Origin of the sequence: Halopseudomonas oceani (assembly GCF_002903165.1) — a bacterium.
Classification (GTDB): domain Bacteria; phylum Pseudomonadota; class Gammaproteobacteria; order Pseudomonadales; family Pseudomonadaceae; genus Halopseudomonas; species Halopseudomonas oceani.
This window is the reverse complement of record NZ_PPSK01000018.1, coordinates 23,370-44,382: the sequence shown is the minus strand read 5'-3', so window position 1 is coordinate 44,382 and position 21,013 is coordinate 23,370. Positions and strand designations below refer to the sequence as shown.

The 21,013-nt window shown below is 61.5% G+C and carries 23 protein-coding genes; 8 read left to right on the top strand and 15 right to left on the bottom strand.

The window, feature by feature from the left end:
• Nucleotides 1-105: 105 nt before the first annotated feature.
• Nucleotides 106-591: an Lrp/AsnC family transcriptional regulator gene (locus C1949_RS15605; protein WP_104739400.1), complete on the top strand. Its 486-nt coding sequence runs from the start codon at nt 106-108 to the stop codon at nt 589-591.
• A gap of 9 nt (nt 592-600) precedes the next feature.
• On the opposite strand, the gene C1949_RS15600 is transcribed toward C1949_RS15605, so the two are convergent.
• Complete coding sequence (locus tag C1949_RS15600) at nt 601-1,587, bottom strand: bile acid:sodium symporter family protein (RefSeq protein ID WP_104739399.1); 987 nt, start codon at nt 1,585-1,587, stop codon at nt 601-603.
• A 94-nt stretch (nt 1,588-1,681) separates the two neighbouring features.
• Here C1949_RS15600 and C1949_RS15595 point away from each other — a divergent pair, with 94 nt between their 5' ends.
• The gene (locus tag C1949_RS15595; RefSeq protein ID WP_104739398.1) at nt 1,682-2,476 is read left to right on the top strand and encodes an AraC family transcriptional regulator; all 795 of its coding nucleotides are present in this window, start codon (nt 1,682-1,684) and stop codon (nt 2,474-2,476) included.
• A 254-nt stretch (nt 2,477-2,730) separates the two neighbouring features.
• Entirely contained in the window at nt 2,731-3,621 is an 891-nt protein-coding gene (locus C1949_RS15590) for a cache domain-containing protein (RefSeq protein WP_104739397.1), read from the top strand.
• A gap of 42 nt (nt 3,622-3,663) precedes the next feature.
• Here C1949_RS15590 and C1949_RS15585 read toward each other — a convergent pair whose 3' ends face one another.
• From C1949_RS15585 to C1949_RS15570, 4 genes are read right to left on the bottom strand one after another with little or no spacing between them, the layout of a single operon-like run.
• A complete protein-coding gene (locus C1949_RS15585) occupies nt 3,664-3,930 on the bottom strand; it encodes a DksA/TraR family C4-type zinc finger protein (RefSeq protein ID WP_104739396.1) in 267 nt (88 codons plus the stop codon).
• Between the two features lie 13 nt (nt 3,931-3,943).
• Nucleotides 3,944-4,705 (bottom strand): SIR2 family NAD-dependent protein deacylase, encoded by a 762-nt coding sequence (locus C1949_RS15580; protein ID WP_104739395.1) that lies wholly within the window; start codon nt 4,703-4,705, stop codon nt 3,944-3,946.
• A gap of 47 nt (nt 4,706-4,752) precedes the next feature.
• Complete coding sequence (locus C1949_RS15575; protein WP_104739394.1) at nt 4,753-5,562, bottom strand: DODA-type extradiol aromatic ring-opening family dioxygenase; 810 nt, start codon at nt 5,560-5,562, stop codon at nt 4,753-4,755.
• A 25-nt stretch (nt 5,563-5,587) separates the two neighbouring features.
• Nucleotides 5,588-6,043 (bottom strand): DoxX family protein, encoded by a 456-nt coding sequence (locus tag C1949_RS15570; protein WP_104739393.1) that lies wholly within the window; start codon nt 6,041-6,043, stop codon nt 5,588-5,590.
• Between the two features lie 86 nt (nt 6,044-6,129).
• On the opposite strand from C1949_RS15570, the gene C1949_RS15565 reads away from it, so the two are divergent.
• The 3 genes from C1949_RS15565 to C1949_RS15555 all read left to right on the top strand — a co-directional run bounded on the left by C1949_RS15565 (nt 6,130) and on the right by C1949_RS15555 (nt 9,774).
• Nucleotides 6,130-7,062: a LysR family transcriptional regulator gene (locus tag C1949_RS15565; RefSeq protein ID WP_104739392.1), complete on the top strand. Its 933-nt coding sequence runs from the start codon at nt 6,130-6,132 to the stop codon at nt 7,060-7,062.
• 64 nt (nt 7,063-7,126) lie between these two features.
• Nucleotides 7,127-9,040, top strand: coding sequence for a DUF294 nucleotidyltransferase-like domain-containing protein (locus tag C1949_RS15560; protein ID WP_104739391.1), 1,914 nt, complete (start codon nt 7,127-7,129; stop codon nt 9,038-9,040).
• On the top strand, nt 9,037-9,774 hold the full coding sequence (locus C1949_RS15555; protein WP_104739390.1) for a 3'-5' exonuclease: 738 nt from the start codon (nt 9,037-9,039) through the stop codon (nt 9,772-9,774). Before C1949_RS15560 ends, C1949_RS15555 begins: the two co-directional genes overlap by 4 nt.
• A gap of 1 nt (nt 9,775) precedes the next feature.
• Here C1949_RS15555 and C1949_RS15550 read toward each other — a convergent pair whose 3' ends face one another.
• The 9 genes from C1949_RS15550 to C1949_RS15510 all read right to left on the bottom strand — a co-directional run bounded on the left by C1949_RS15550 (nt 9,776) and on the right by C1949_RS15510 (nt 18,217).
• On the bottom strand, nt 9,776-11,125 hold the full coding sequence (locus tag C1949_RS15550; RefSeq protein WP_104739389.1) for an FAD-binding oxidoreductase: 1,350 nt from the start codon (nt 11,123-11,125) through the stop codon (nt 9,776-9,778).
• A gap of 58 nt (nt 11,126-11,183) precedes the next feature.
• Nucleotides 11,184-12,185, bottom strand: coding sequence for an ABC transporter substrate-binding protein (locus tag C1949_RS15545; RefSeq protein WP_104739388.1), 1,002 nt, complete (start codon nt 12,183-12,185; stop codon nt 11,184-11,186).
• A 42-nt stretch (nt 12,186-12,227) separates the two neighbouring features.
• Nucleotides 12,228-13,076 (bottom strand): creatininase family protein, encoded by an 849-nt coding sequence (locus C1949_RS15540; protein WP_104739387.1) that lies wholly within the window; start codon nt 13,074-13,076, stop codon nt 12,228-12,230.
• Nucleotides 13,076-13,549 (bottom strand): RidA family protein, encoded by a 474-nt coding sequence (locus tag C1949_RS15535; RefSeq protein ID WP_104739386.1) that lies wholly within the window; start codon nt 13,547-13,549, stop codon nt 13,076-13,078. Before C1949_RS15535 ends, C1949_RS15540 begins: the two co-directional genes overlap by 1 nt.
• A gap of 25 nt (nt 13,550-13,574) precedes the next feature.
• Complete coding sequence (locus tag C1949_RS15530; RefSeq protein WP_104739385.1) at nt 13,575-14,510, bottom strand: PDR/VanB family oxidoreductase; 936 nt, start codon at nt 14,508-14,510, stop codon at nt 13,575-13,577.
• Between the two features lie 109 nt (nt 14,511-14,619).
• The gene (locus C1949_RS15525; RefSeq protein WP_211287180.1) at nt 14,620-15,258 is read right to left on the bottom strand and encodes a TetR family transcriptional regulator C-terminal domain-containing protein; all 639 of its coding nucleotides are present in this window, start codon (nt 15,256-15,258) and stop codon (nt 14,620-14,622) included.
• Between the two features lie 173 nt (nt 15,259-15,431).
• Nucleotides 15,432-17,099: a BCCT family transporter gene (locus C1949_RS15520; protein ID WP_104739383.1), complete on the bottom strand. Its 1,668-nt coding sequence runs from the start codon at nt 17,097-17,099 to the stop codon at nt 15,432-15,434.
• Nucleotides 17,100-17,343: 244 nt separating this feature from the next.
• Nucleotides 17,344-18,021, bottom strand: a complete 678-nt coding sequence (locus C1949_RS15515) for a TetR family transcriptional regulator (protein WP_104739382.1) — start codon at nt 18,019-18,021, stop codon at nt 17,344-17,346.
• Between the two features lies 1 nt (nt 18,022).
• The gene (locus C1949_RS15510; RefSeq protein ID WP_088277286.1) at nt 18,023-18,217 is read right to left on the bottom strand and encodes a hypothetical protein; all 195 of its coding nucleotides are present in this window, start codon (nt 18,215-18,217) and stop codon (nt 18,023-18,025) included.
• Between the two features lie 105 nt (nt 18,218-18,322).
• Here C1949_RS15510 and C1949_RS15505 point away from each other — a divergent pair, with 105 nt between their 5' ends.
• On the top strand, nt 18,323-19,330 hold the full coding sequence (locus tag C1949_RS15505) for an amidoligase family protein (protein WP_104739381.1): 1,008 nt from the start codon (nt 18,323-18,325) through the stop codon (nt 19,328-19,330).
• Entirely contained in the window at nt 19,327-19,998 is a 672-nt protein-coding gene (locus C1949_RS15500; protein ID WP_104739380.1) for a gamma-glutamyl-gamma-aminobutyrate hydrolase family protein, read from the top strand. Before C1949_RS15505 ends, C1949_RS15500 begins: the two co-directional genes overlap by 4 nt.
• Here C1949_RS15500 and C1949_RS15495 read toward each other — a convergent pair.
• On the bottom strand, nt 19,962-20,945 hold the full coding sequence (locus tag C1949_RS15495; protein ID WP_104739379.1) for an AraC family transcriptional regulator ligand-binding domain-containing protein: 984 nt from the start codon (nt 20,943-20,945) through the stop codon (nt 19,962-19,964). The two genes, C1949_RS15500 and C1949_RS15495, sit on opposite strands and share 37 nt — an antisense overlap.
• Between the last annotated feature and the right edge of the window lie 68 nt (nt 20,946-21,013).

Below are 21,013 nucleotides of genomic sequence, written 5' to 3'. Positions count from 1 at the left end.
TGGTAGGACTGTTGACGCCTGCAGGTCATTGCGAGTTTATGCCACGCAACGCCTTTTTATGGCATAAAATGCCAGAAAATAGACTATTAAATAGGGAATATGCCAATGCAGCTGGATAACCTGGACAGACGCATCCTCGCAGCCCTGCAGCGCAACGCCCGACTGAGCAACGTGCAGCTGGCCGAAGAGGTCGGACTGTCGCCCTCCCCGTGCCTGCGGCGCGTGCGTCTGCTGGAAGAGGCCGGCGTGATTCGCGGTTACCACGCCGAGCTGGATCGCAGCAAAAGCGGTTTGGGGCTGACCGTGTTTGTCGGGGTCAAGGTTGAGCGACACCATGACGCGTCGGCCAACGCCTTCCGGGCGGCGGTCATTGATCTGCCGGAGGTCATTTCCTGCCACGTGGTGTCAGGCGAGTCCGACTTTCTGCTGCAGGTGGTACTGCCGGACCTGGCATCCTATGAAGGCTTCCTGTTCAGCACCCTGCTCAAGCTACCCGGGGTCAGCGACATCCGCAGCAACTTCGCCATCTCGACCGTCAAGTCGCAGACGGCGCTGCCCCTCGATCATCTGCCGCAGGGCAACCTGAACTGACCCTCGCGCTCAGGCGACGTCTTCGATGCCAGTCTCCTCGCGGCGGCCGTAACGCTCGGCCAGCACCGCACAGACCATCAACTGAATCTGGTGGAACAGCATCAGCGGCAGGATCAGCGTACCCAGCGCGCCGCCGGCAAACAGCACCTGTGCCATCGGCACGCCAGTCGCCAGGCTCTTTTTGGAGCCAGCGAAGATGATGGTGATCCGATCTTCGATGTTGAAACCCAGACGGCGACCCAGCCAGGCTGTGAGTCCCAGCACCAGCGCCAGCAGCAGACAACAGGCGACCACCAGCCCCAGCAGGTCGTGCAGCGGTACCTGCTGCCAGATACCCTCAACCACCGCGTGGCTGAAGGCGCCAAACACCACCAGCAGAATGGAGCCCTGATCCACGCTCTTGAGCCAGCCCTTGTTGCGCGCCACCCAGTCACCGATCCAGCGCCGGGCGATCTGGCCGGCAATAAACGGCAGCAGCAGTTGCACCACAATCTTGCCGATGGCGTCCAGGGTGTTGGAGTCACCGGCCTGCGCGCCCATCAGCAGCAGCACCAGCAACGGAGTCACAAAGATACCCAGTAGGCTGGAGGTTGCCGCACTGCAGACCGCCGCGGCGACGTTGCCGCGGGCAATCGAGGTAAAGGCAATCGCCGACTGCACGGTCGCCGGCAGCGCGCAGAGGAACAGGATACCCAGGTACAAGTCATCACCGACCAGCGGCACCAGCGCCGGCTTGAGCAGTAGGCCGAGCAGCGGAAACAGGATGAAGGTGCAGGAAAATACCAGCAGATGCAGGCGCCAGTGGGTCATACCGGAAATAATCGCCTCGCGCGACAGCTTGGCGCCGTGCATAAAGAACAGCAGCGCGATGGCCGCGTTGGTCAGTCCATCAAAGGCCACGGCGGCCTGCCCCTGCACAGGGAACAGACTGGCGGCAATCACCACCGCAATCAGGCAGAGGGTCATGTTGTCGGGTAGAAAGCGTGGTCTTGCCATGACGGTATCTCGTTTTTCGTTATCAATGTTGCGACGCGCAAGGCAGCAGTCTAATGTCTTAACCTTCGACCGACTAACGCGATTGGAAAGCACAATGTCGACAATCGGACAAAAGCGCCTGAATCTGCGTGCGGTACCTGACCTGCCCGGCCTGCCGCGTCCGCTGTATGCGCGTAGCGAATCGCTTGCCCGCAGCACCACGACCCACTGGCACAGCCATCCATGGGCGCAGCTGTCCTACGCTATTTCCGGCGTGCTGTCGGTGCACACCCGCAACGGTCGCTTTCTCGCCCCGCCGCAGCGGGCGATTCTGGTGCCGCCCGATCTGCCCCACGCGGTCATCAGCTCGCCCGACACGGAGATGCGCAGCCTCTACATCGAGCGCGACGCCATGCCGTGGCAGGCAGGTCAATGCGCGGTGCTGGAGATCAACCCGCTGACCCGCGAGCTGATCAACCAGTTCGGTCGCATTCCGGTCGAGTACGACGAGAGCGGTGCTGACGGGCGACTGGTCGCGGTATTGCTCGACCAGTTGACCGCCGCCCGCGATACCGGCCTGTATCTGCCCTGGCCGAACGATGCGCGGCTGCAGCAGGTCTGTCAGGCACTGTTCGATAACCCGGAGCTGAACCTGACGCTGGGCGACTGGAGCGGACAACTCGGCTGTTCCGAGAAGACCCTGACCCGCCTCTTCCAGCGCAATACCGGCCTGAGTTTCCGAGCTTGGCGCCAGCGCCTGAGACTGCTCAGCGCCTTGCCGATGCTGGAACGCGGTGAGCGGGTGACCGACATTGCACTGGCCTGTGGCTACGACTCCACCTCAGCTTTTATCGCCGCCTTTCGCACGCAGATCGGCATGACACCCAGCCAGTTTGCCAGTCGTCAGTAAGGATCAGGGCGGGCGCTGCCAACCTGATTAAGACTATCAGCGTCCTGAATACCGCGCTCACTGAGCGCGTATCCTGCGCCGCCAACGGCCCGTTTAGAGCGCGCCACCGGGAATCAGCGTAAGATCTGTCCCAGTCCATTGGCACCGCGTTGATCCCGGACAATACCAACACGCTAGACAGCAGCCAGTATCCTCCTAAGCTAAGGAGGGACGACCACGTCCAAGCGAAAACAACATCCCGCAGAGGAATGCTTATGAACTTCAAGAATCCGGTCATGATTGCTGCTCTGACCATGGCAGCGCTGTTCGCCAATACCGGACACGCCACATCACCCACCCCGCCACAGCCCGCCGCTGAGCCTGGTTATGAGCAACAGGCTGCCAGCGCCGCCCAGCTGCTGCACAAAGCAGTTAACGCCTACCGCGAGGAAGGCAATGCGGCCTTTGCCCGCTTCAGCCGCCAAGGGGAATTCGTTGATGGCGACCAGTACGTCTACGTCGTCGACGAGAACGGTTACATGCTGGCCAGTGGCGGCCCATCGGCGGCCCTGATCGGTCGTGATATTACGCCGCTGCTGGACCCGGAACTGAAGGAAGCCTTCAACTCGGCTCTGCAGGCGCCGGAATCAGACACGGTTTCGAGCGCCGAATACCGCTGGATGAACTGGAACGACGGCAAGGTGGAACGCAAGCACGTGTTCTATCAGAAGGTCGACGGCAAGACCTTCGCCGTCGGTTACTACCTGCCACGCTCCAGCGAAACCGCGGCGAAGGCACTGCTGGATGACGCGGCTGCCGCGATCGAAGACGATGCAGAGGCTACCATCGCCCGAATCAACCGACTGGACCCCGAGTTCAACCGGGACGACCTGTATGTATTCGTGGTCGATATGGACAGCATGAGCATGGTCGCGCACGGCTACAGCCGGCGTTTGCTCAACATTCATTTCCCGGATCTGAAAAACCGCGATGGCCTGCGCGTCGGTCAACAGATTCTGGATGCGGTAGAGGCCGGTGAAGACAGCGTCACCTACACCTGGCCCAACCCGGTAACCGAGCGGCCGGAAGAGAAGAAGACCCTGATTCGCAAGGTCGGCAACTATCTGGTTGCGGTGGGTTACTACCAGGAGCCGGTAACCGAGTAAGCCTGAACAGGCTGGTGGCGTCCGCCATCAGCCTGCTTGCAGCTAGCGCAGCTGACTGTCCTTACTGGCGCTGCGGTTATAGCCGGAGTCAAACCGGGCGTCTTTCTCCTGCTCTGCCTGGCAGGCCAGACACAGGCGCACACCCGGCAACGCCTGACGACGACGCTCGGCAATCGGCTCCCCACAGTGTTCACAGTGACTCAGGCTTTCGCCCTTGGGCAAATCCTGCCGGGCCCGCTCGACAGCGGAGTCGAGTGTTGCGTCGATCTGCTCCTGTACCGCTCCGTCCTGAGCCCAACCACTGGCCATGATGCCTCCCGCTTTACTCGTCGAAAGCCGCTTGCAACAACGATGGCAGCACTTCGCCTGCCGCGCCAGCCAACAGCCATTCATGCCGACCACCCAACGCCTGCGGCTGCGGGTTGACGTGGACCACCGCCGCCCCGGCACGCAACGCGATCTCAGGCACCTGTGCCGCGGGATAGACCACGCCGGAGGTGCCAACCGAGAGCAGCAGATCACACTCGGCAGCGGCTGCAAACGCGGCCTCCAGCGCATCGACCGGCAGGCTCTCGCCAAACCAGACGACGCCTGGCCGCACTTCGCCGCCGCAGCGCTCGCAACACGGCGGCGCAAGACGCCGCCCTGCGGCGGGTTCTACCGGTGGTTCGGGCGGCATGCTGAATGGCGCCGCGCACTGGCTACACCGCGGTTGATGCAGGCTGCCGTGCAGATGGAGTACGTCGGTACTGCCGGCGCGCTCGTGCAGGTCGTCCACATTTTGGGTGACCAGCGTCAGCTTCGGCACCCGCTTTGCCAGCTCGGCAATCGCCAGATGGCCCGGGTTGGGCTGGGTGCTCAGCACCTGCATGCGCCGCCACTCGTACCAGCCCCAGACCAGCTCCGGGTCATCCTCGAAGGCCTCGGGCGTTGCCAGGCGCATGGGATCAAACCGCGACCAGAGCCCGCTCAGCGCATCGCGGAAGGTGGCGATTCCACTCTCCGCTGATACCCCGGCACCGGTGAACACCACCACATGCTGCGCATCACGCACCCGCGCCAGCAAGCCCTGATCAAACGCCATTACCGCGCCTCCACAACCCGTTTCTCTCATCGTGCATCAGGGCGGGCTCAGTCGGCAAATACAAAGCCGGCCAGCGGTACGCCCATCGCAACCTGATGAAAGTCAGTGCGACCGGGGCTGTCAGCAGCAGCGCCTGCCACCACATGCAGCGGCAGCAGATGTTCGGCATCGGGATGCGCCAGCAATGCGCCCGGCACCTGCTGCCAGTCAGCCAGCGCCGCATCGCGCTCGGCCTGCGGCAGCACAATTGCTTTCTGCAACCAGCGATCAAAGGCGCCGATGGCCGGCGCCGGCGTCGCCAGGTTGGCGCGCATCAGCGGAATATTGTGAAAGCTCATGCCGCTGCCGATGATAAGTACGCCCTCCTCACGCAGCGGAGCCAGCACGCGGCCCAACTCCAGATGGGCCTGCGGATCCATATCGGCCCGCAGTGACAACTGCAGCACCGGAATGTCCGCCTCGGGCCGCACCAGCTTGAGCGGGATAAAGACCCCATGATCAAACCCGCGATGGTGGTTGAACGCGGTATCAAAACCCGCTTTGCCCAGCAGTTCAGCAACCTCGCCAGCCAGCTCCGGCGCGCCCGGCGCGGGCCACGTCAGCTGGTAGGTGTGCGGCGGAAAGCCGTAGTAGTCAAACAACAGGCCGGGCGCGGCCTGGGTATTCAGGGTAAAGACCGGTTCCTCCCAATGGGCGGAGATCACAAGCAGGGCGCGGGGGGCCACATTCAGGCTCGGCAACAGATTGCGCAACCAGGCCTCCATGCCCTGCCAGGTGTCGGCCGGCTCCCACTCCATGAAGAAGCAGGGGCCGGCGCCATGGGGAAGAAAGACCGTCGGCAGTCGATTAGCAGACATTATTCGTCCTCCATTCAGTCAATGATCAGATACGCAGACCCAAGCGGGCATCCAGCGAGAAGCGATCACCACCGCGCAGAAAGATACCGAAGGCAGTCAGCGCCCACAGCAGCGGGTATTCGACGCCGCCATTGGTCCAGAAGAAGCCATTGGCCGTGTGCACAGTCAGCGCTACACCGAGCATGAAGGTGACCGCCAGCGCCGCCGGACGGGTCAGCAGGCCAAGAACCAGTGCCAAACCACCAAAGAACTCGACCAGACCGGCCAGCAGCGCAAACAGGATCCCGGGGGACATGCCCAGCGAACCTTCAAAGAACTGGCCGGTTGCTTCCAGACCGTAGCCGCCAAACCAGCCAAACAGTTTCTGCGCGCCGTGCGGCATCAGCATCAGGCCGGCGGTAATACGAATCAGCGGATAGCCCAGCGGGGCCAGACGCTCGAAGATGGCAAGGCCAGGGGTAACAGTGTTTTGGTTGCTCATGATGCGTCTCCAGATGTTGCGTTGAGTTGATGGAGAGCAGAGTATGTTGGTTTCCAAATTTACATAAGACTGCAAATAAGGAACCCATGGTTAACGAATCGGAAACCCTTGGCGGCTCACTGGAAGACCTTTACGCCTTCTGCGCCGTCATCGAGTTCGGCACACTATCGGCCGCCGCCCGCGAGCGCGGTGAAACCAAGGGCAGCATCAGTCGTCGCCTGTCGCGGCTGGAGCAACGGCTGGGCGTTGCCCTGCTGGCGCGCACGCCGCGTTCGGTATCGGCGACCGAGGAAGGCACTGCGTTCTATCTGAAAGCCCGCGACGCCCTGACCTTGCTGGCCGACGCCAGTGCCAGCGCCCGCGCCGCGCAGGACGTGCCAGCAGGCCATCTGCGGCTGACCGCACCACTGGACCTGGGCGTCGGCGTCCTACCGCCGTTGCTGACACGGTTCCGCGCGCAGCATCCACAGATCGACATCGAGCTGCTGCTGACTGACACCCCTCTCGACCTCAGCGCCCACCGTATTGATCTGGCACTGCGCGCCACGCCCGGTAACCTGCCGGACATGAGCTACCGCGCCTCGGCACTGGTGAACTTTCGCATCGTGCTGTATTGCTCACCGGACTATCTGGTCGGGCGCGAACCGCCCTGCCAGCCGGCCCAACTGGTCGATCACCAGCTACTCGCGTGCCGTGATATGGTCGGTGCCGCCACCCTGAAGCTCAATGACGGCCGCGGAAAGGAAACCAGCCTGACCCTCAAGCCGGTCATGCGCACCAGCGACTACGCCAGTGGCCAACAACTGCTCTGCAACGGTGTCGGTATCGGCCCGCTACCGGACCTGATTGCCCGCCAGAGTCTGGCACGCGGCGAACTGGTGCCGGTTCTTGCCGACTGGCAGGTGGCAACCGGCACCCTTTACGCAATCACTCTCAGCGGCGCTCAGGCGCCCGCCCGAGTCCGGCTGTTCCGCGAGTTTTTGCGCAAAGAATTGGCAACCCTGCAGCAACCGACCTGACCGCTGGCGTCATAGCCATTACACTGGCAAGAGCTGGACTCCCAACACCCGAACCGGACGCCACATGCAGATTGAGCTGATCGAGATTCGTGACCACCTGAGTCGCTTCCCGCCGTTCGACGAACTGCCCGAGGAGCTGCTGGACGACATCGCCCGGCAGGTCGACATTGCCTACTTCAAAGCGGGCACCGACATCCTGACGTTCAATCAGGAAATCCACGAGCTGCACTACATTCGCAGTGGCGCAGTCGATATTTTTCGGCGCAGCGGCGATCTCTACAACCGGCTGGGCGAAGGTGACATCTTCGGCCACTTCGGCCTGCTGCGGCGCAACCGGGTACGCTTTCCCGCCCGCGCCATCGAAGACACGTTGATTTACTACATCCCGGGCACATTGTTCGATCAGCTCTGTGAACAGCACGAGCACTTTGCCGACTTTGTTGAGGCCGAGGGTCAGTCACGACTCAAGGCCGCAGTCGAAAACGGCCGCGCCAGCGAACTGATGAAAATCAAGGTGCGCAAACTGATTTCCCGCCTGCCGGTAACCGCACCGCTAACCACCAGTGTGCAGGAAGCCGCGCAGATCATGACCAGCCAGAGTGTCTCGTCGCTGGTGGTGGTTGACCCCCACAGCCACTGGCCGAATCCGGATCGGGTGCCGGTGGCCGACGCCCAGCATGGGGTGATGGTCGGCATCATCACTGACCGCGACTTCCGCACCCGCGTGCTGGCTGAAGGGTTGGCGCTGGACACGCCGATCAGTGAAGTCATGTCCCCCAACCCGATTACCGTGCAAGGTGACGACACTGTGTTCGAGGCCATGCTCAGCATGCTGCGCAACAACATTCACCACCTACCGGTGGTCAAGCGCCGCCGTCCGATCGGCCTGATCAACCTGAGCGACATCATCAAGTACGAGTCACAGAGCAGCCTCTATCTGGTCAGCGCCATCTATAACAAGCAATCGGTCGAGGAGCTGCAGTCGCTGCTGCCGGATGTGCGCGCCACCTTCGTCCGCATGGCCCGAGATGAGGCCAGTGCTCACATGATCGGCAGTGCCATGTCGGGGATTGGTCGCGGTTTCAGCCAGCGCCTGCTGGAGCTGGCCGAAGACGAACTCGGCCCGCCGCCGGTGCCCTACGCCTTCATGGCCCTGGGCTCGATGGCACGCGACGAACAGCTGGCTGTTACCGATCAGGACAACGCCCTGGTGCTTGATGACAGCTTCGACCCGGCCCTGCACGACGACTATTTCCTCAAGCTCGCGACCTTTGTCAGCGACGGCCTGGCCGCCTGCGGCTATAGCTACTGCAAGGGCGGAATCATGGCGACCAACCCGAAATGGCGGCAACCGCTATCAGTCTGGCGCAAGTATTTCATCGACTGGATCGAGCGACCGAAAGCCGAATCATTGCTCAACAGCTGCATCTTCTTCGATCTGGATTCGGTCTATGGCGAGTCGGCCCTGGTGGAAGAGCTGCAGGAACTGCTGGCCGAACGCGCCAGCTGCAACGAGCCGTTCCTCGCAGCGCTGGCGCGCAACGCCCTGAACCGCACGCCTCCGCTCGGAATTTTCCGTACCTTCGTGATGGAAAAGGACGGCCGCCAGAAGAACGTGATCAACCTCAAGCGCCGAGGTACCGCGCCGCTGACCGATCTGATCCGCGTACATGCGCTGGCCTGCGGCTCGCGGGCGCAGAACTCGTTTGAGCGTCTCGACGCCATCGCGGCCACCAAGCTGATGCCGCCAGAATCGCTGGAGCGCCTGCGCTATGCACTGGAATTTCTCTCGCTGGTGCGTATCCGCCATCAGGCGCTGGATATCGAAGACGGCATCGAACCGGACAACGAAATCGAGCCGGAAAAGGTGCCGACCGCGGAACGGCACAATCTCAAGGAAGCGTTTCAGGTTCTCAGCAACGCCCAGAAGTTCCTGCGTTTCCGCTACCCGCACCTGCCGGTAACCCGTACCCTATGATTCGTTTCAACCCCGCCGGCAACAGCATCGAAACAAGCGCACCTGACTGGCCCAGCGAATTGGCTAGACTGGCCGAACGCAGCAGCCAACCGGGTTTGCAGGCCTACTACCATGCCGGCTGCCCCACTGGCGAGACGCCGCTGGAACAAGTACCGCTGGCAGCGCTGGATATCGAAACAACCGGCCTGGATGCCCGCCGCGATGCCATCGTCAGCATCGGACTGATTCCCTTCAACCTGCAACGTATCCGCTGCCGCGAGGCATTCTATCGGGTGGTCAAGCCAGACATTCCATTGAGTGAGGAATCGATTACCTACCATCGCATCACTCACTCGGATATCCGCCGGGCGTCCGACCCGGCCAGCACCCTGAACCTGCTGCTCAAGGCCATGGCTGGCCGCGTCATGGTGGTGCATTACCGGGCGCTGGAACGCGCCTTTCTTGACCGCGCCGCACGCCAGTATCTCGGTGAGCCGCTGTTTTTCCCGGTCATCGATACCATGCAGCTCGAAGCCCGGATGCACCGCGGCAGCGCTCAACCCAGCTGGCTGGCGCGGCTGTTCGGCCGCAAGATCGAATCAATCCGGCTGGCCGACAGCCGCCAGCGTTATGGCCTGCCGCACTACCACGCCCACCATGCACTGACCGATGCGGTCGCCACCGCCGAGTTGCTGCAGGCGCAAGTGCTGACCCACTATCAACCTGACACGCCGCTACGCGAACTCTGGTACTGAATCAGCCCTGCAGCGAGCGGATCTTGCCAGGGTTGAGCAACGAGTGCGGATCATTGGCCGCCTTGCTGGCGAGAATCGCCGGACTCAATGAGCCGCCGTGCTTGCCATCTTCGAGCATGAAGGTATGGCTGTTGTTGATCTTGATGCCGAGCGATTCGTGCAGCGCCATGATCTCATCCAGACGCGCATCCGAGCTATAGCGCACCAGCGGCAACCCGGTGATCAACGGCTGCAAATTGCCCAGACGGATGAACTCCAGGTGCGTTAGCACCTCGTCACCCACCACAGCCTTGAGCTCCGCCAATTGCTCCAGCACCCGATCCGCCGCGTAGTTGGTTTGCAGATTGGTAAAGCCCTTATCGTGCTTAAGCGCCTGCAGCGTCGCGTGATTCCAGCAGTGCTCCATCAGCGTCAACCCGCTCGCCTGCGCGTCGGCAAAGGTCTGCGTCCACAGCTGCGCACCGCCGTGCTGGGCCAGCAACTGTGTCAGCGGTTGGCGGCTGTGCGGCGCCACCAATGCCATCACCAAAAAATGCCCGGCCGGCTGGCTAAACGGAATATCGCGGAAGTAGGACGCAGCTTGGCTGTCATACAGCGACAGCTCACGCTTCTCGATACCGGCCGCGTCCAGCAGGGTGCGACAGAAACCGTAGGCCGCCTCGATGCTGGTGAAGTCGAACAGGTACTCGTCCCAATCCCGCGCCGGCGCCAGCGCCAACTCCAGATCCAGCAAAATGCCGTTGGTGCCGTAGGTATGGTGATAGGTGAGCAGCTCATCGCCACGTAACTCAAGCACCCGCGGCGTCGCTTCAATGGTCAGGATACGAATCGCCTGCACGGTGCCAGGGGTCGAGATCGGCCCATAGTTGATCGAGCCGATACCACCAAAGCCACCGGCAAACAGGCCACCGATACTCGCCGCCCGATAGGTCGATGGCATACAACGCAGCTCCCACCGTCGCTCACGAACCCGCTGTTCAAGCTCAGCAATTTTCATCCCGGCCTGTACCTGCACCAGCCCATCGCCCAGCCACTGCAATTCGGCGCAGGCAGTCATGTCGATCACTACCCCGCCTTCCAGCGGCACCGCCTGCCCGTAGTTGCCGGTGCCGCCACCACGTACCGTCATGGGAATTCCGAACTCGACACAACGACTTACCAGCGTCGCCAACTCTGCCTCATTGCGAGGCTTTACCACCAGGTCTGCCAACTTGTCCGCCAATTGTGGTACCAGCATCGGGCTGAACCAGTAGAAGTCTCGCGACAACCGCTTGATATGCACCTTGGAGGTGATCCAATCCAGCTCAGGGAGCTGTTGCTGCAATGCGTTCAGCGCTTCGGTAGAAACCATTTCGTTATCCGTCCTGTTGGACCCGCGCGCACCGGAGTGCGCATGCGCGCTGTCTGGGTTAGGGCATGACCGGGTTCTGATTGACGAACTCGGTGGTATAAACGTCTTGCAGCGAAACCATGTCGGTATCGACCAACTGGTTTTCCACCAGCATGTTCCAGGTCACCTGCATGCGCGCGTCAGTGATCACGCCGATGCCCTGCGTTGCCGCATCACCGCCAGCCACCATGCCGCTGCTACGCAGGCGCTCCAGTGCAAAGGCCAACTGCTCACTGCTCATATCGGTGTTTTCTTGCTGGATCCGTGCATTGCCTGCATCCGGGTCGGTGATATAACGCTTCCAGCCCTCACGCGACGCGTCCAGAAACGCCTGCACCTGCTCCGGATGCTGCTTGATCAGCTCGTCGCTGCAGGCAATCGAGTTGCCATAGGGCGGATACCCCTGCTGACCGAGCGAAAATACGTTGAACTCGATACCCTCGCGCTGCAGGGCAAAGGGCTCAGAACTCATATAACCCTGCTGCGCCAGCGAGTTGTCGGCGATGAAGGGTTGCACGTTGAAGGTGTAGGGACGGCTCATCGCGTCGGTGAAACCGAACTGCCGCTTGGCCCACGGCCACCAAGATGAATGCGCGCTGGACGAGATCAGCACCTTGCGACCTTCCAGCTCGGCCAGCGAATTCACATCCTTGTGCGTAATGATCACGGTCGGATCATACTGAAAGCTGCTGCCGACCATGGTTAGCGGAATACCTTGTTGCCGCGCCATCACAGTACCAATGTCATCCTTGATGATGCACTGGGCCTGGCCGGCCGCAAGCAACTGTGCCGAATTGACCTGCGGACCACCCATGCGGATGGTGACATCCAGCCCCTTTTCCGCATACAGGCCATCGGCCAGGGCTTGATAGAAGCCGCCGTGCTCCGCCTGGGCATACCAGTTGGTGATGAAGGTAAACGGCGTCGCCGCCTGCACACTGGCACAGCCAGCTGCGGCCAGCAGCGCTGTCAGTGATGCCATCCGTTTTACCCGGTGCCGCGTGTTTGCTGCTGCTTGCATGACTCATCTCCTGTCGCTTGAACGATATGAACCTGACGAAACTCAGTTACGTGACTCGATGTGGCCGCTGTACTGACTGCGGCCCCAGGTGCTTACCTCGCGCTCAACCCAGCGCGCCTGATGAACCTCGGTGATCGCCTGTGCCCATTGGCTGCTCAATTGCTCCAGCAGCTGCGCGCCCTGCTCCGGCGTCGCCCCGGTGGGATCACCTATAACGCCTGATGGCCCGAAATCGCGTGCGGTCCAGGCTGCTGCGGGGCGGCTACTGGACAACGTCGGGCAAGGAAATGGCGGCGGGTAATTCGCTTCAGCACGTTCCATCCGCAGGGTCTCGGGCGCCAGCTGCATGAGCAATGCGGTCTCACCGTGACCGGCATGCATGCCCAACTGGCGCTCCTGCTCGGGCATGAAGCTGCTATCGAATGTCACACTCCAGGCGGAGCGCGGGATCACCATGAAATCGCCGTGACGCAAGCGCAGCTCACGGGCCGCCATCTCCAGCGGCTGAGGCTGACCACCGTGGGCGTTAACCATGATCAGCTTGCGAAACCCGGCGCGGTAAACCGACTCACCGATTTCCTGAATGGTGCGCAGCAACAGCTCACCGGTCAGCGTCATGGTGCCGGGAAAATGCAGATGCTCGTCAGACTTGCCGTAGGTAATGGCAGGCAGCGCGAAGGCAGGAATCTCGGCAGGCAAACGTTCCAACGCCTTGCCTACAACACCGGCAGCGACAATCGAATCCACCGCGCAGGGCATATGCGGACCATGCTGCTCGATAGCACCAACCGGCAACACAATGACGGTATTGGCCTTGTCCGACAGCGCGTCGATATCGGTCCAGCTCAGGTACGGCAGAAAGCGTTCAGCGGGGGTATATCCGTGCAGCATCATGACTCCTTGGTGCCGCCCAGCGGCAGGTAGGCGGTGGCTTCCACTTCGATCAGGACGTCGTCGGTCGGCAGCATCGCGCTGACCTCGACGACCGTAGAGACCGGCGGCTCACCGGGAAAGAAACGCCGGCGCACGCTGCTGTACGCCGGAAAATGGTCCAGGTTGCGGAAGTACTGCACCAGCTTGAACACATCGCTCATCTGGCCACCCTCGCGCTCAATGATTTGGCGGATGGCATCCAGCACATACCAGCTCTGCGCCAGGATCGGCCCCTGCTTGATATCACTGGAGAACTCGCCAGTCCGGCCGAGGCTATCGGCAATATCGTTCGGAATGTCTTCGAAGCCGCGCACAATCAGTCGGCGGGCAGGGTCTACCGCAATCACACCTGACAGAAAGACGAAGTCGCCCACCCGCTTGGCGGCGGCGTATCGCGCCAGCGGCGCGCCATTGGTTACATCGTTACTCATCATTCACTCCTGAAGCAGCAAAGGTTTAAAGCGCCAGCGTCAGGCGCGGTGAGCGACAACTGCCGCAGCAGATCGCGATGTATTCACTGCGATCCTCATCATCCAGGCACTGGTCGCCGTGTACCGGCTCACCGTCGCACCAGGCCACCACACAGCTGCCGCAGATGCCCTGCTCACAGTTGGTTTCAGGGGCAACACCGGCCTGGCGCAGGGCCGCTAGCATGGAACTGCCGGCTGGCACTTCGATGTCTACTCCGCTATTGCTCAGGTGCAGCTGAAAGCCCGATCGCACAGTGGTCTCGCTGCCCGCAAAGGCTTCTTCATGCCACTGGTCAGCGGGCAAACCGGCACACTGCGTGCGCACCCGCTCCATCAGCCCTTGCGGGCCGCAACAGTAGACGTGAGTGTTGGCGGGTAGCGCAGCAAGCGTGCGAGAAATGTCCAGCGTTTCACGCGGGTTGTGCACCAGCTCAACAGGCCAGCCGGAACCCGCCAGCTGCGCAGCAAAGGGCGAGCCGCCTGAGCTGGCAACAGCAACCACAAAGCTGAACGGCAGCCCCTGCCCTGCGAGCCGGTATGCCATCGCCATCAGCGGAGTCAGGCCAACGCCCCCTCCCACCAGCAGGTGATGCTCGGCCTGCGGCGCCAGCGCAAACAGATTGCACGGCGCGCTGACAGCCAGTTCTCCCCCGGGGCGAGCCAGCGCATGCAATGCCTGCGAACCACCGCGACCCAGCATCTCGCGCTTGACCGCAATGTCGTAGTGGCTCAAATCACCCGGGTTGCTGCACAGCGAGTAGGCTCGGCAATACTGCTCGTTGATTTGAATCTGGACGTGGGCTCCCGCCTCGAACGGCGGCAGCTGGTCACCTTGTGGATGCTGCAGGCGCAGACGCATGACATCCGGCGTAAGCATGTCGGAGGCGGCAATGCGCAGCGGGTTGAATTCGGCTGAAAACATATATTGACCAAATAGACTGTACACTTGGTCAAACTAAATGCATAACACATGCCAGCAGAACGCTGTGGCACCAATTCAGCAGCAGATCAGGGTGCGTGAACGGAGATAATCAGGCGCGCAGACCGGCGCCAGAGAGGACAAACTGGATCAATTCCTGCTCGATTTTTTGTCGCACATCGGGTGCCGTCAACGGCGACTCCAGCAGCATTTCGGCCTGCAGGGTGTAGTCAGAGTAATACTGCGTCAGCGCCCAGATATGCATTATCAACAGCCGACCGTCGAGCGGACGTAACGCCCCCTCGGCTACCCAACTGTTGATCTTGGCGACCTTGGCATGGGTCGCCTCCATTGCGCCCGGCCAGTAGTTCTCCAGCCGCGCTCCGCCACTGAGCACCTCCATGGTAAAGATGCGCGACAGCTCCGGATTCTCCAGCGCGTAGTCCAGCTTGACCCGGACGAACTCGCTCAGCGCCTCGCGCGGTGACTGCTTGGCGTCGCTGTCGAAGACGAAGAAACTGCGCCAGCTGTCCAGCACCATGCCCAGCACCTGCGCGTAAAGCGCTTCCTTGTCTTCGATGTAATAGTGCAGCTGCGACTTTTTGAGCTGCGCCCGTTCGGCGATCGCCTGGGTCGACGCCCCCTGGAAACCGTGCTGGCTGAACTCGGCAATGGCCGCATCCAGAATCTTGCGCATGATTTCCTGCCGGCTCTGCTTGGAGCGCTCCGTCCGCATGTCTACTTTTGCCACAGTTGCACCATTTAAGTGAATTACCGATACCCTTTGCACCATTGTCAGGCCAGGTAGAGCCCTCAAGGACGCAGGCAGGCGCCTATCCTACCCTGCCAGCAACCGGAGCATAACCGGAAACAAAAAAGGGCCGCACGCCGAAGCGGTGCGACCCTTTTACTACGCAGCCGTATCTAGCGAGGCTCGCTCATCAATCCCTTGATGATGGCGATACAGCCAACCAGCAGCACGATGGTAAACGGCAACCCGGTTGAAACGGCCATCGCCTGCAATGCCGCCAGACCGCCGCCCAACAACAGCGCAATCGCAACCACCCCTTCACCGATCACCCAGAACACCCGCTGCGGCACGGGCGCGTTGACCTTACCACCGGCGGTGATGGTGTCGATCACCAGTGAGCCGGAGTCGGAGGAGGTTACGAAGAACACGATCACCAGCACGATACCGACAAACGAAGTAATCGCGGTCAACGGCAGCTCACCGAGCATGACGAACAGCTTGAGTTCCAGCGCCGCATCCTGCACACCGGTGAAACCGTCGGTGACAAACTGGCCAATGGCAGTGCCGCCAAAGGCAGTCATCCAAAGTACCGATACCAGTGACGGCACCAGCAGTACGGCAATCAGGAACTCACGCACGGTGCGGCCACGGCTGACCCGGGCGATGAACATGCCGACAAAGGGCGACCAGCTGATCCACCACGCCCAGTAGAAGGCAGTCCAGCCCTGGGTAAAGTTGGCGTCTTCACGGCCTACCGGGTTGGAGAGCGCCGGCAGATTGGTGACATAGGCCAGCAGGTTGTCAAAGAAGCCCGTCGTAATCGCCAGGGTCGGCCCGACAATGATAACGAACAGCAGCAGAACAATGGCGAGCACCATGTTGATCTCGGACAGTCGCTTGACCCCCTTGTCCAGGCCAGCAACCACCGAGAGCAGCGCCAGACCGGTGATCCCGGTGATCAGCAACACCTTGGTGACATTGCCGGTGCCGATATCAAACAGGTAATGCAAACCGGCAGTCGCCTGCTCGGCGCCGAAGCCCAATGACGTCGCCAAACCGAACAGCGTGGCGAATACCGCCAGGGTATCGATCACATGCCCCGGCCAGCCCCAGACCCGCTCACCGAGAATCGGGTAGAAAATCGAGCGAATGGTCAGCGGCAGCCCCTTGTTGAAGGAGAACAACGCCAGTGCCAGTGCTACGACAGCATAGATAGCCCAAGGGTGCAGGCCCCAGTGGAAGATCGTCGCCGCCATGCCCAGACGAGCAGCGGCTTCGGCATCGCCGGCAGCAGCGCCGAGCGGTGCCCAGTCGGTACGCAAGCCATCGTCACCGACCGTCACACCACCAAGCGACGAGGAGAAGTGCGACATCGGCTCGGATACGCCATAGAACATCAGACCAATACCCATCCCCGCTGCGAACAGCATGGAGAACCAGCCGAGGTAGCCATAGTCCGGCTTGGCATCCATTCCGCCGATACGCACCTTGCCCAGAGGCGAAACAATCAAGCCCAGGCACAGGATCACAAAAATATTCGCGGCACCAAGGAAAAACCATGCCAGGTTACTAGTCAGCCAGTCACGCAACGCAGCAAAAAGCGGTGCAACTTCAGCCTGTAGCGCGAGGGTCAGCACCACGAACAGCACAACAGCCAGTGCCGAAATGGTGAACACCTTGCCGTGGATATCTAGGCTAAAAACAAAACTGCCGGAAATGTTGTCCTGCCCGATAACGTAATCAGTATCGATCAGGTTGGCGTCGCCGGTCGGTGCCGGGATGCCGTCATGGCCGATAGGATCGGCCGCGGGGTCCTGCTCACTCAATGGTTCTTTTGCCATTTAATATGCTCCGATGCTTCAGTGCGGGCAAATGCCCGAGGACGTACCAGCCGCACTGCATCAGCAGCACAGCGGCAACAATTGACAGCCCAGAAGGGCAACGAGGTGCACACAGCGTGCGCAGCAATAACATCCATTCCGCCCTGGCGGCCGAGTCAATGCGAAGCGTTTTCCGAAGAAAAACAAACCAATGATAGCGATTTGACCCGCATTAGTGAAATCGGAGGAACAATGAAAGACAGAATCAGGGCCGCAACTCGCCCTGATCAAGCAGGGAAACAGCCCCGCGGAACAGCATCATCACCTGCTCTTCTGCCAGCGCCAGAATGTCGCTGCGCCGCGCAGGCTCGCCCAGATAGTCAAGCGACTGGAACAACATATTGCGGTTAACCATACCGGCAACCCGCCGCACCTGTGCGGCGCTAACCCGCTCGGGAATCAGCTGCAGCTCGCGGATATCCTCGGCCATATCGTCGGCAAACTCGTCCATCTGCCGCTGCAGCTCCTCACGCAGCAGGGCCGAAGGGCCATGCAGCTCGCGAAGGGCAATCAGCACCCGATTGCGGTGCTCATGCACGTAGTCGAAATACAGCCGCAGTGTCTGCCGGCAGACTGCTCGTCCTTTGCTTACGCCGGGCTCGCCAACGCCTTGCTCAACCTCGGCCGCCGCCTGCCGACGCAATGCCCGCAACGCCATGCGCAACTCGCGCTTGGACTGCCTCAGCAACTGCAGGCCGAGGTCTTCCATATCGCGGAAGTGACGGTAGAAAGTGTTGGGGTTGAGACCCGCCTCGCGCGCCAGCTCACGCAGCCCCAGGCTGGTAACGCAGCGGCTGCTGGCGGCGAGGCGCTCGGCAGCCTCCAGCAACGCACGCTTACCTGGCGGGTCGGCGTTTTTCTTCAGCTCTGCGGAGGCCACCACCTCAATTGCCCGGTGCAGACCTCAAGATCGCAAGCACCTGACGATTAGACAGTCCATACTCATCCATGAGCGCCCGCAGGGCATCGTTAAAGGCCAGCTCCTGCTGCAACCCGGAATCCTGCTTCATTTTTTCCAACTGTGCCAATTGGGCAGCCAATTGACGTTCGGCGGCGCGAAACTCGGAAAGCTTGCTCATGTCATACCTGTGTGAGTGGGAACAAGAGAACCAAAGACGAGGATACTACACCAGTTCAGCGCAAACGCCGCGTTACAGTGCTGAACCGCGCAAAAGGAACACACCATGGATGAACGCAACCGCAAGCTGGCGATGCCTCCCCGTCAGCTGACGGCGCAGGGCCCTCAACGCCGAGTCGGTGTCGAGCTGGAAATGAACGGCATCGATCTGGACCAACTGAGTGCACTGGTTGCCACCCACGGTGGCTATCAGATCGAACAACCGGGACGCTGCGAGCGACGCCTGACGGGGGATCCGGCCGGTGACTGGATTGTCGAACTGGACTCTCAACTGGTCAAGAAGATCGGCCGCACGCCCCGCCCGGAGGATCCGCGCTCGGCCGAGCTGATGGGGTCGGCCGAGGACGCTCTCATCTGGATGGCAGAATCGCTGGTGCCGGTCGAACTGGTGAGCCCACCGTTGCCGCTTGATCGCCTGGACGAAATCAACGAGCTGATCAGGCAGCTGCGCCAGGCCGGTGCCAAGGGTACCAGCGACCGCCTGACCAACGCTTTCGGCATGCAGTTCAACCCGGAGATCCCAGACGCCGACAGCAGCACCCTGTGCGCTTACCTGAAAGCCTTTCTGTGCCTCTACGACTGGATGAACCAGCGTGCCGAGGTCAACCTGGCTCGCCGTATCACAACCTACGTCGACCCGTTCCCCGCCGACTACGTCAGGCTGGTCACCGACCCCGGATACTGGCCCGACCAGGCGCAGCTGATAGATGACTACCTGTTGCACAACCCGACCCGTAACCGTGCGCTGGATATGCTGCCGCTGTTTCGCCACTTGGACGAGGAACGGGTGCTCGCCTGTACCCAGGACCCGCTGATTAAGGCTCGACCGACCTTTCACTACCGCCTGCCTGACTGCCGTATCGACGAGCCTGACTGGGATATGACCGAGGCCTGGAACGACTGGCTGGAGGTGGAGAAACTGGCCTCAGATCACGAACGGCTGCAAGGCTGCTGCGAGGCCTACCAAAAGTGGCAACAACAGGGCCTGGGGCGCCTGCTGGAAAGCTGGCCAAAGGAGCTGGCACGTGACTGGCTGCCAAAGGACACCGCATGACAAAGCCCGTGATTGCCATCACCGGGCCAACCCACGGCGCCGCCGGACCGCGCTTTCTGGTCGCCAGCGCTGTGCGCCACTATGGCGGCATCCCGCTGCAACTCAAGCCGGGCGATGAGGAACGCAACCACCGCTATCAGGGTGTGGTCATTACCGGCGGACACGATGTGGACCCGGTACTCTACGCCGCCGAGCCCGAGGTCAAGCCACGCTATGACAGCGCCCGCGACCGCCTCGAGTCAGCGGTCATCGACCATGCGCTGAGTCAGGAGCTGCCGCTGCTGGGCATCTGCCGCGGCGCACAGCTACTCAACGTACGCTGCGGCGGCAACCTGTTTCAGGACCTCAGATCACGCCGCAAACTGACCTCCCAGCGCCGCACCGTACTGCCACTGAAAACCCTCTGCGTCGAGCCAGACAGCCACCTGGCGCGCCTGCTCGGCCGCCAGCGCGCACGCATCAACAGCCTGCACAACCAAGCGATCAATCGGGTGGGTGACGGTCTGGTCATCAGCGCCAGAGATCTCGACCAGATCCCGCAGGCCGTGGAGGCACCTGGGAGGCGCTTTGTTATTGGTGTGCAATGGCACCCGGAATTTCTGCTGTTCCTGCCGCGTCAACGCCGCCTGTTTCAGGCGCTGGTATCGGCCGCCGGCGAGACACTCTGAGGCTGCCAGCGCTTGCGCGCATGTAGGTAGGCGGCGGTGTCGCCATAGCCCAGACGCTCCGCAATCTGCGCCCGGGTCAGCCCCTGCAGGGCCAGATACTGATCGAGTTCGGCGCGTACCAGATCCAGCAGGTGGCGGTAGTTCAGGCCCTGATCCTGCAGGCGCCGGCGCAGCGTCCGGGTGGTCAGGTGCAAGGCGGATGCGACATCCTCCAGCGAGACCTGCACCCCGTCCAGCAGACCACGACGGACCTGCGCCGAGACCTGTCCGGCGGTGCCGCCAAACCGTTGCTGCTGCGCCAGACGTCGGTCCAGCTCACAACACACCAGCTCAAACATCGCCCGGTTGGCACCGGGATGGGCGCGCTGCATGTCCGCATCGCTAAACCACAACTGATTCTCGGCAGCGGCAAACTCCACGCACTCGCCCAGCACCGGCCGGTAGGCCTCGTAATAGTCCGGTTTCCGGTGACGCAGACACACCCGCGCAGGCATCAGCACTGTCCGCGCCGCGGCACTCATCTGGGTTACCGCCATGTTCATGTAGTGCTCAACCAGATACCGCTCCAGCCCGGCAGCCGCGTGAACCCGAATACTGACACCGGTCATACCGTCGTCCTGTACCCGCCTGACGGAATCCATGGAAGAAGCCAGCGACTGATAACGGACCCAACAATCCAGCGACTGCTGCGGGGTATCGGCATAGAGGCCGAGGCAGGCCAGCACATGCCAGTCCTGCGGTGTGAACAACGAGAACAGATGCAGACCAATTGCCGGATCGTGCTCTGCAGCCCTGTGCCAGAGCTGCTCCAGCGCCACCAGATCGAAATCTTCGCGGTCGCCACGCTCGTGCAGGAAGCGTTGCAGCACCTTGCCAAGCGGGCCGTGATGGAAGCGCTGAATAGACACCTTGGCCGATTCAACTCTGTTTTTGTCCTCTGCGCGCATGTCGGGAAAATCCAATATGGCTTTTGATTGCCAGGCAGTCGAGTTAACAAAACGCCCGCAGAGGTTAG

Excerpts from the sequence above, each read along its gene's own strand:
- C1949_RS15585 (WP_104739396.1), bottom strand. The coding sequence starts at position 3,930 with ATGGCCAGTGGTTGGGCTCAGGACGGAGCGGTACAGGAGCAGATCGAC.
- C1949_RS15505 (WP_104739381.1), top strand. The coding sequence starts at position 18,323 with ATGGATGAACGCAACCGCAAGCTGGCGATGCCTCCCCGTCAGCTGACG.
- C1949_RS15500 (WP_104739380.1), top strand. The coding sequence starts at position 19,327 with ATGACAAAGCCCGTGATTGCCATCACCGGGCCAACCCACGGCGCCGCC.
- C1949_RS15600 (WP_104739399.1), bottom strand. The coding sequence starts at position 1,587 with ATGGCAAGACCACGCTTTCTACCCGACAACATGACCCTCTGCCTGATT.
- C1949_RS15545 (WP_104739388.1), bottom strand. The coding sequence starts at position 12,185 with ATGCAAGCAGCAGCAAACACGCGGCACCGGGTAAAACGGATGGCATCA.
- C1949_RS15575 (WP_104739394.1), bottom strand. The coding sequence starts at position 5,562 with ATGTCTGCTAATCGACTGCCGACGGTCTTTCTTCCCCATGGCGCCGGC.
- C1949_RS15535 (WP_104739386.1), bottom strand. The coding sequence starts at position 13,549 with ATGAGTAACGATGTAACCAATGGCGCGCCGCTGGCGCGATACGCCGCC.
- C1949_RS15530 (WP_104739385.1), bottom strand. The coding sequence starts at position 14,510 with ATGTTTTCAGCCGAATTCAACCCGCTGCGCATTGCCGCCTCCGACATG.
- C1949_RS15550 (WP_104739389.1), bottom strand. The coding sequence starts at position 11,125 with ATGGTTTCTACCGAAGCGCTGAACGCATTGCAGCAACAGCTCCCTGAG.
- C1949_RS15590 (WP_104739397.1), top strand. The coding sequence starts at position 2,731 with ATGAACTTCAAGAATCCGGTCATGATTGCTGCTCTGACCATGGCAGCG.
- C1949_RS15555 (WP_104739390.1), top strand. The coding sequence starts at position 9,037 with ATGATTCGTTTCAACCCCGCCGGCAACAGCATCGAAACAAGCGCACCT.
- C1949_RS15565 (WP_104739392.1), top strand. The coding sequence starts at position 6,130 with ATGGTTAACGAATCGGAAACCCTTGGCGGCTCACTGGAAGACCTTTAC.
- C1949_RS15510 (WP_088277286.1), bottom strand. The coding sequence starts at position 18,217 with ATGAGCAAGCTTTCCGAGTTTCGCGCCGCCGAACGTCAATTGGCTGCC.
- C1949_RS15540 (WP_104739387.1), bottom strand. The coding sequence starts at position 13,076 with ATGCTGCACGGATATACCCCCGCTGAACGCTTTCTGCCGTACCTGAGC.
- C1949_RS15580 (WP_104739395.1), bottom strand. The coding sequence starts at position 4,705 with ATGGCGTTTGATCAGGGCTTGCTGGCGCGGGTGCGTGATGCGCAGCAT.
- C1949_RS15495 (WP_104739379.1), bottom strand. The coding sequence starts at position 20,945 with ATGCGCGCAGAGGACAAAAACAGAGTTGAATCGGCCAAGGTGTCTATT.
- C1949_RS15570 (WP_104739393.1), bottom strand. The coding sequence starts at position 6,043 with ATGAGCAACCAAAACACTGTTACCCCTGGCCTTGCCATCTTCGAGCGT.
- C1949_RS15520 (WP_104739383.1), bottom strand. The coding sequence starts at position 17,099 with ATGGCAAAAGAACCATTGAGTGAGCAGGACCCCGCGGCCGATCCTATC.
- C1949_RS15595 (WP_104739398.1), top strand. The coding sequence starts at position 1,682 with ATGTCGACAATCGGACAAAAGCGCCTGAATCTGCGTGCGGTACCTGAC.
- C1949_RS15560 (WP_104739391.1), top strand. The coding sequence starts at position 7,127 with ATGCAGATTGAGCTGATCGAGATTCGTGACCACCTGAGTCGCTTCCCG.
- C1949_RS15605 (WP_104739400.1), top strand. The coding sequence starts at position 106 with ATGCAGCTGGATAACCTGGACAGACGCATCCTCGCAGCCCTGCAGCGC.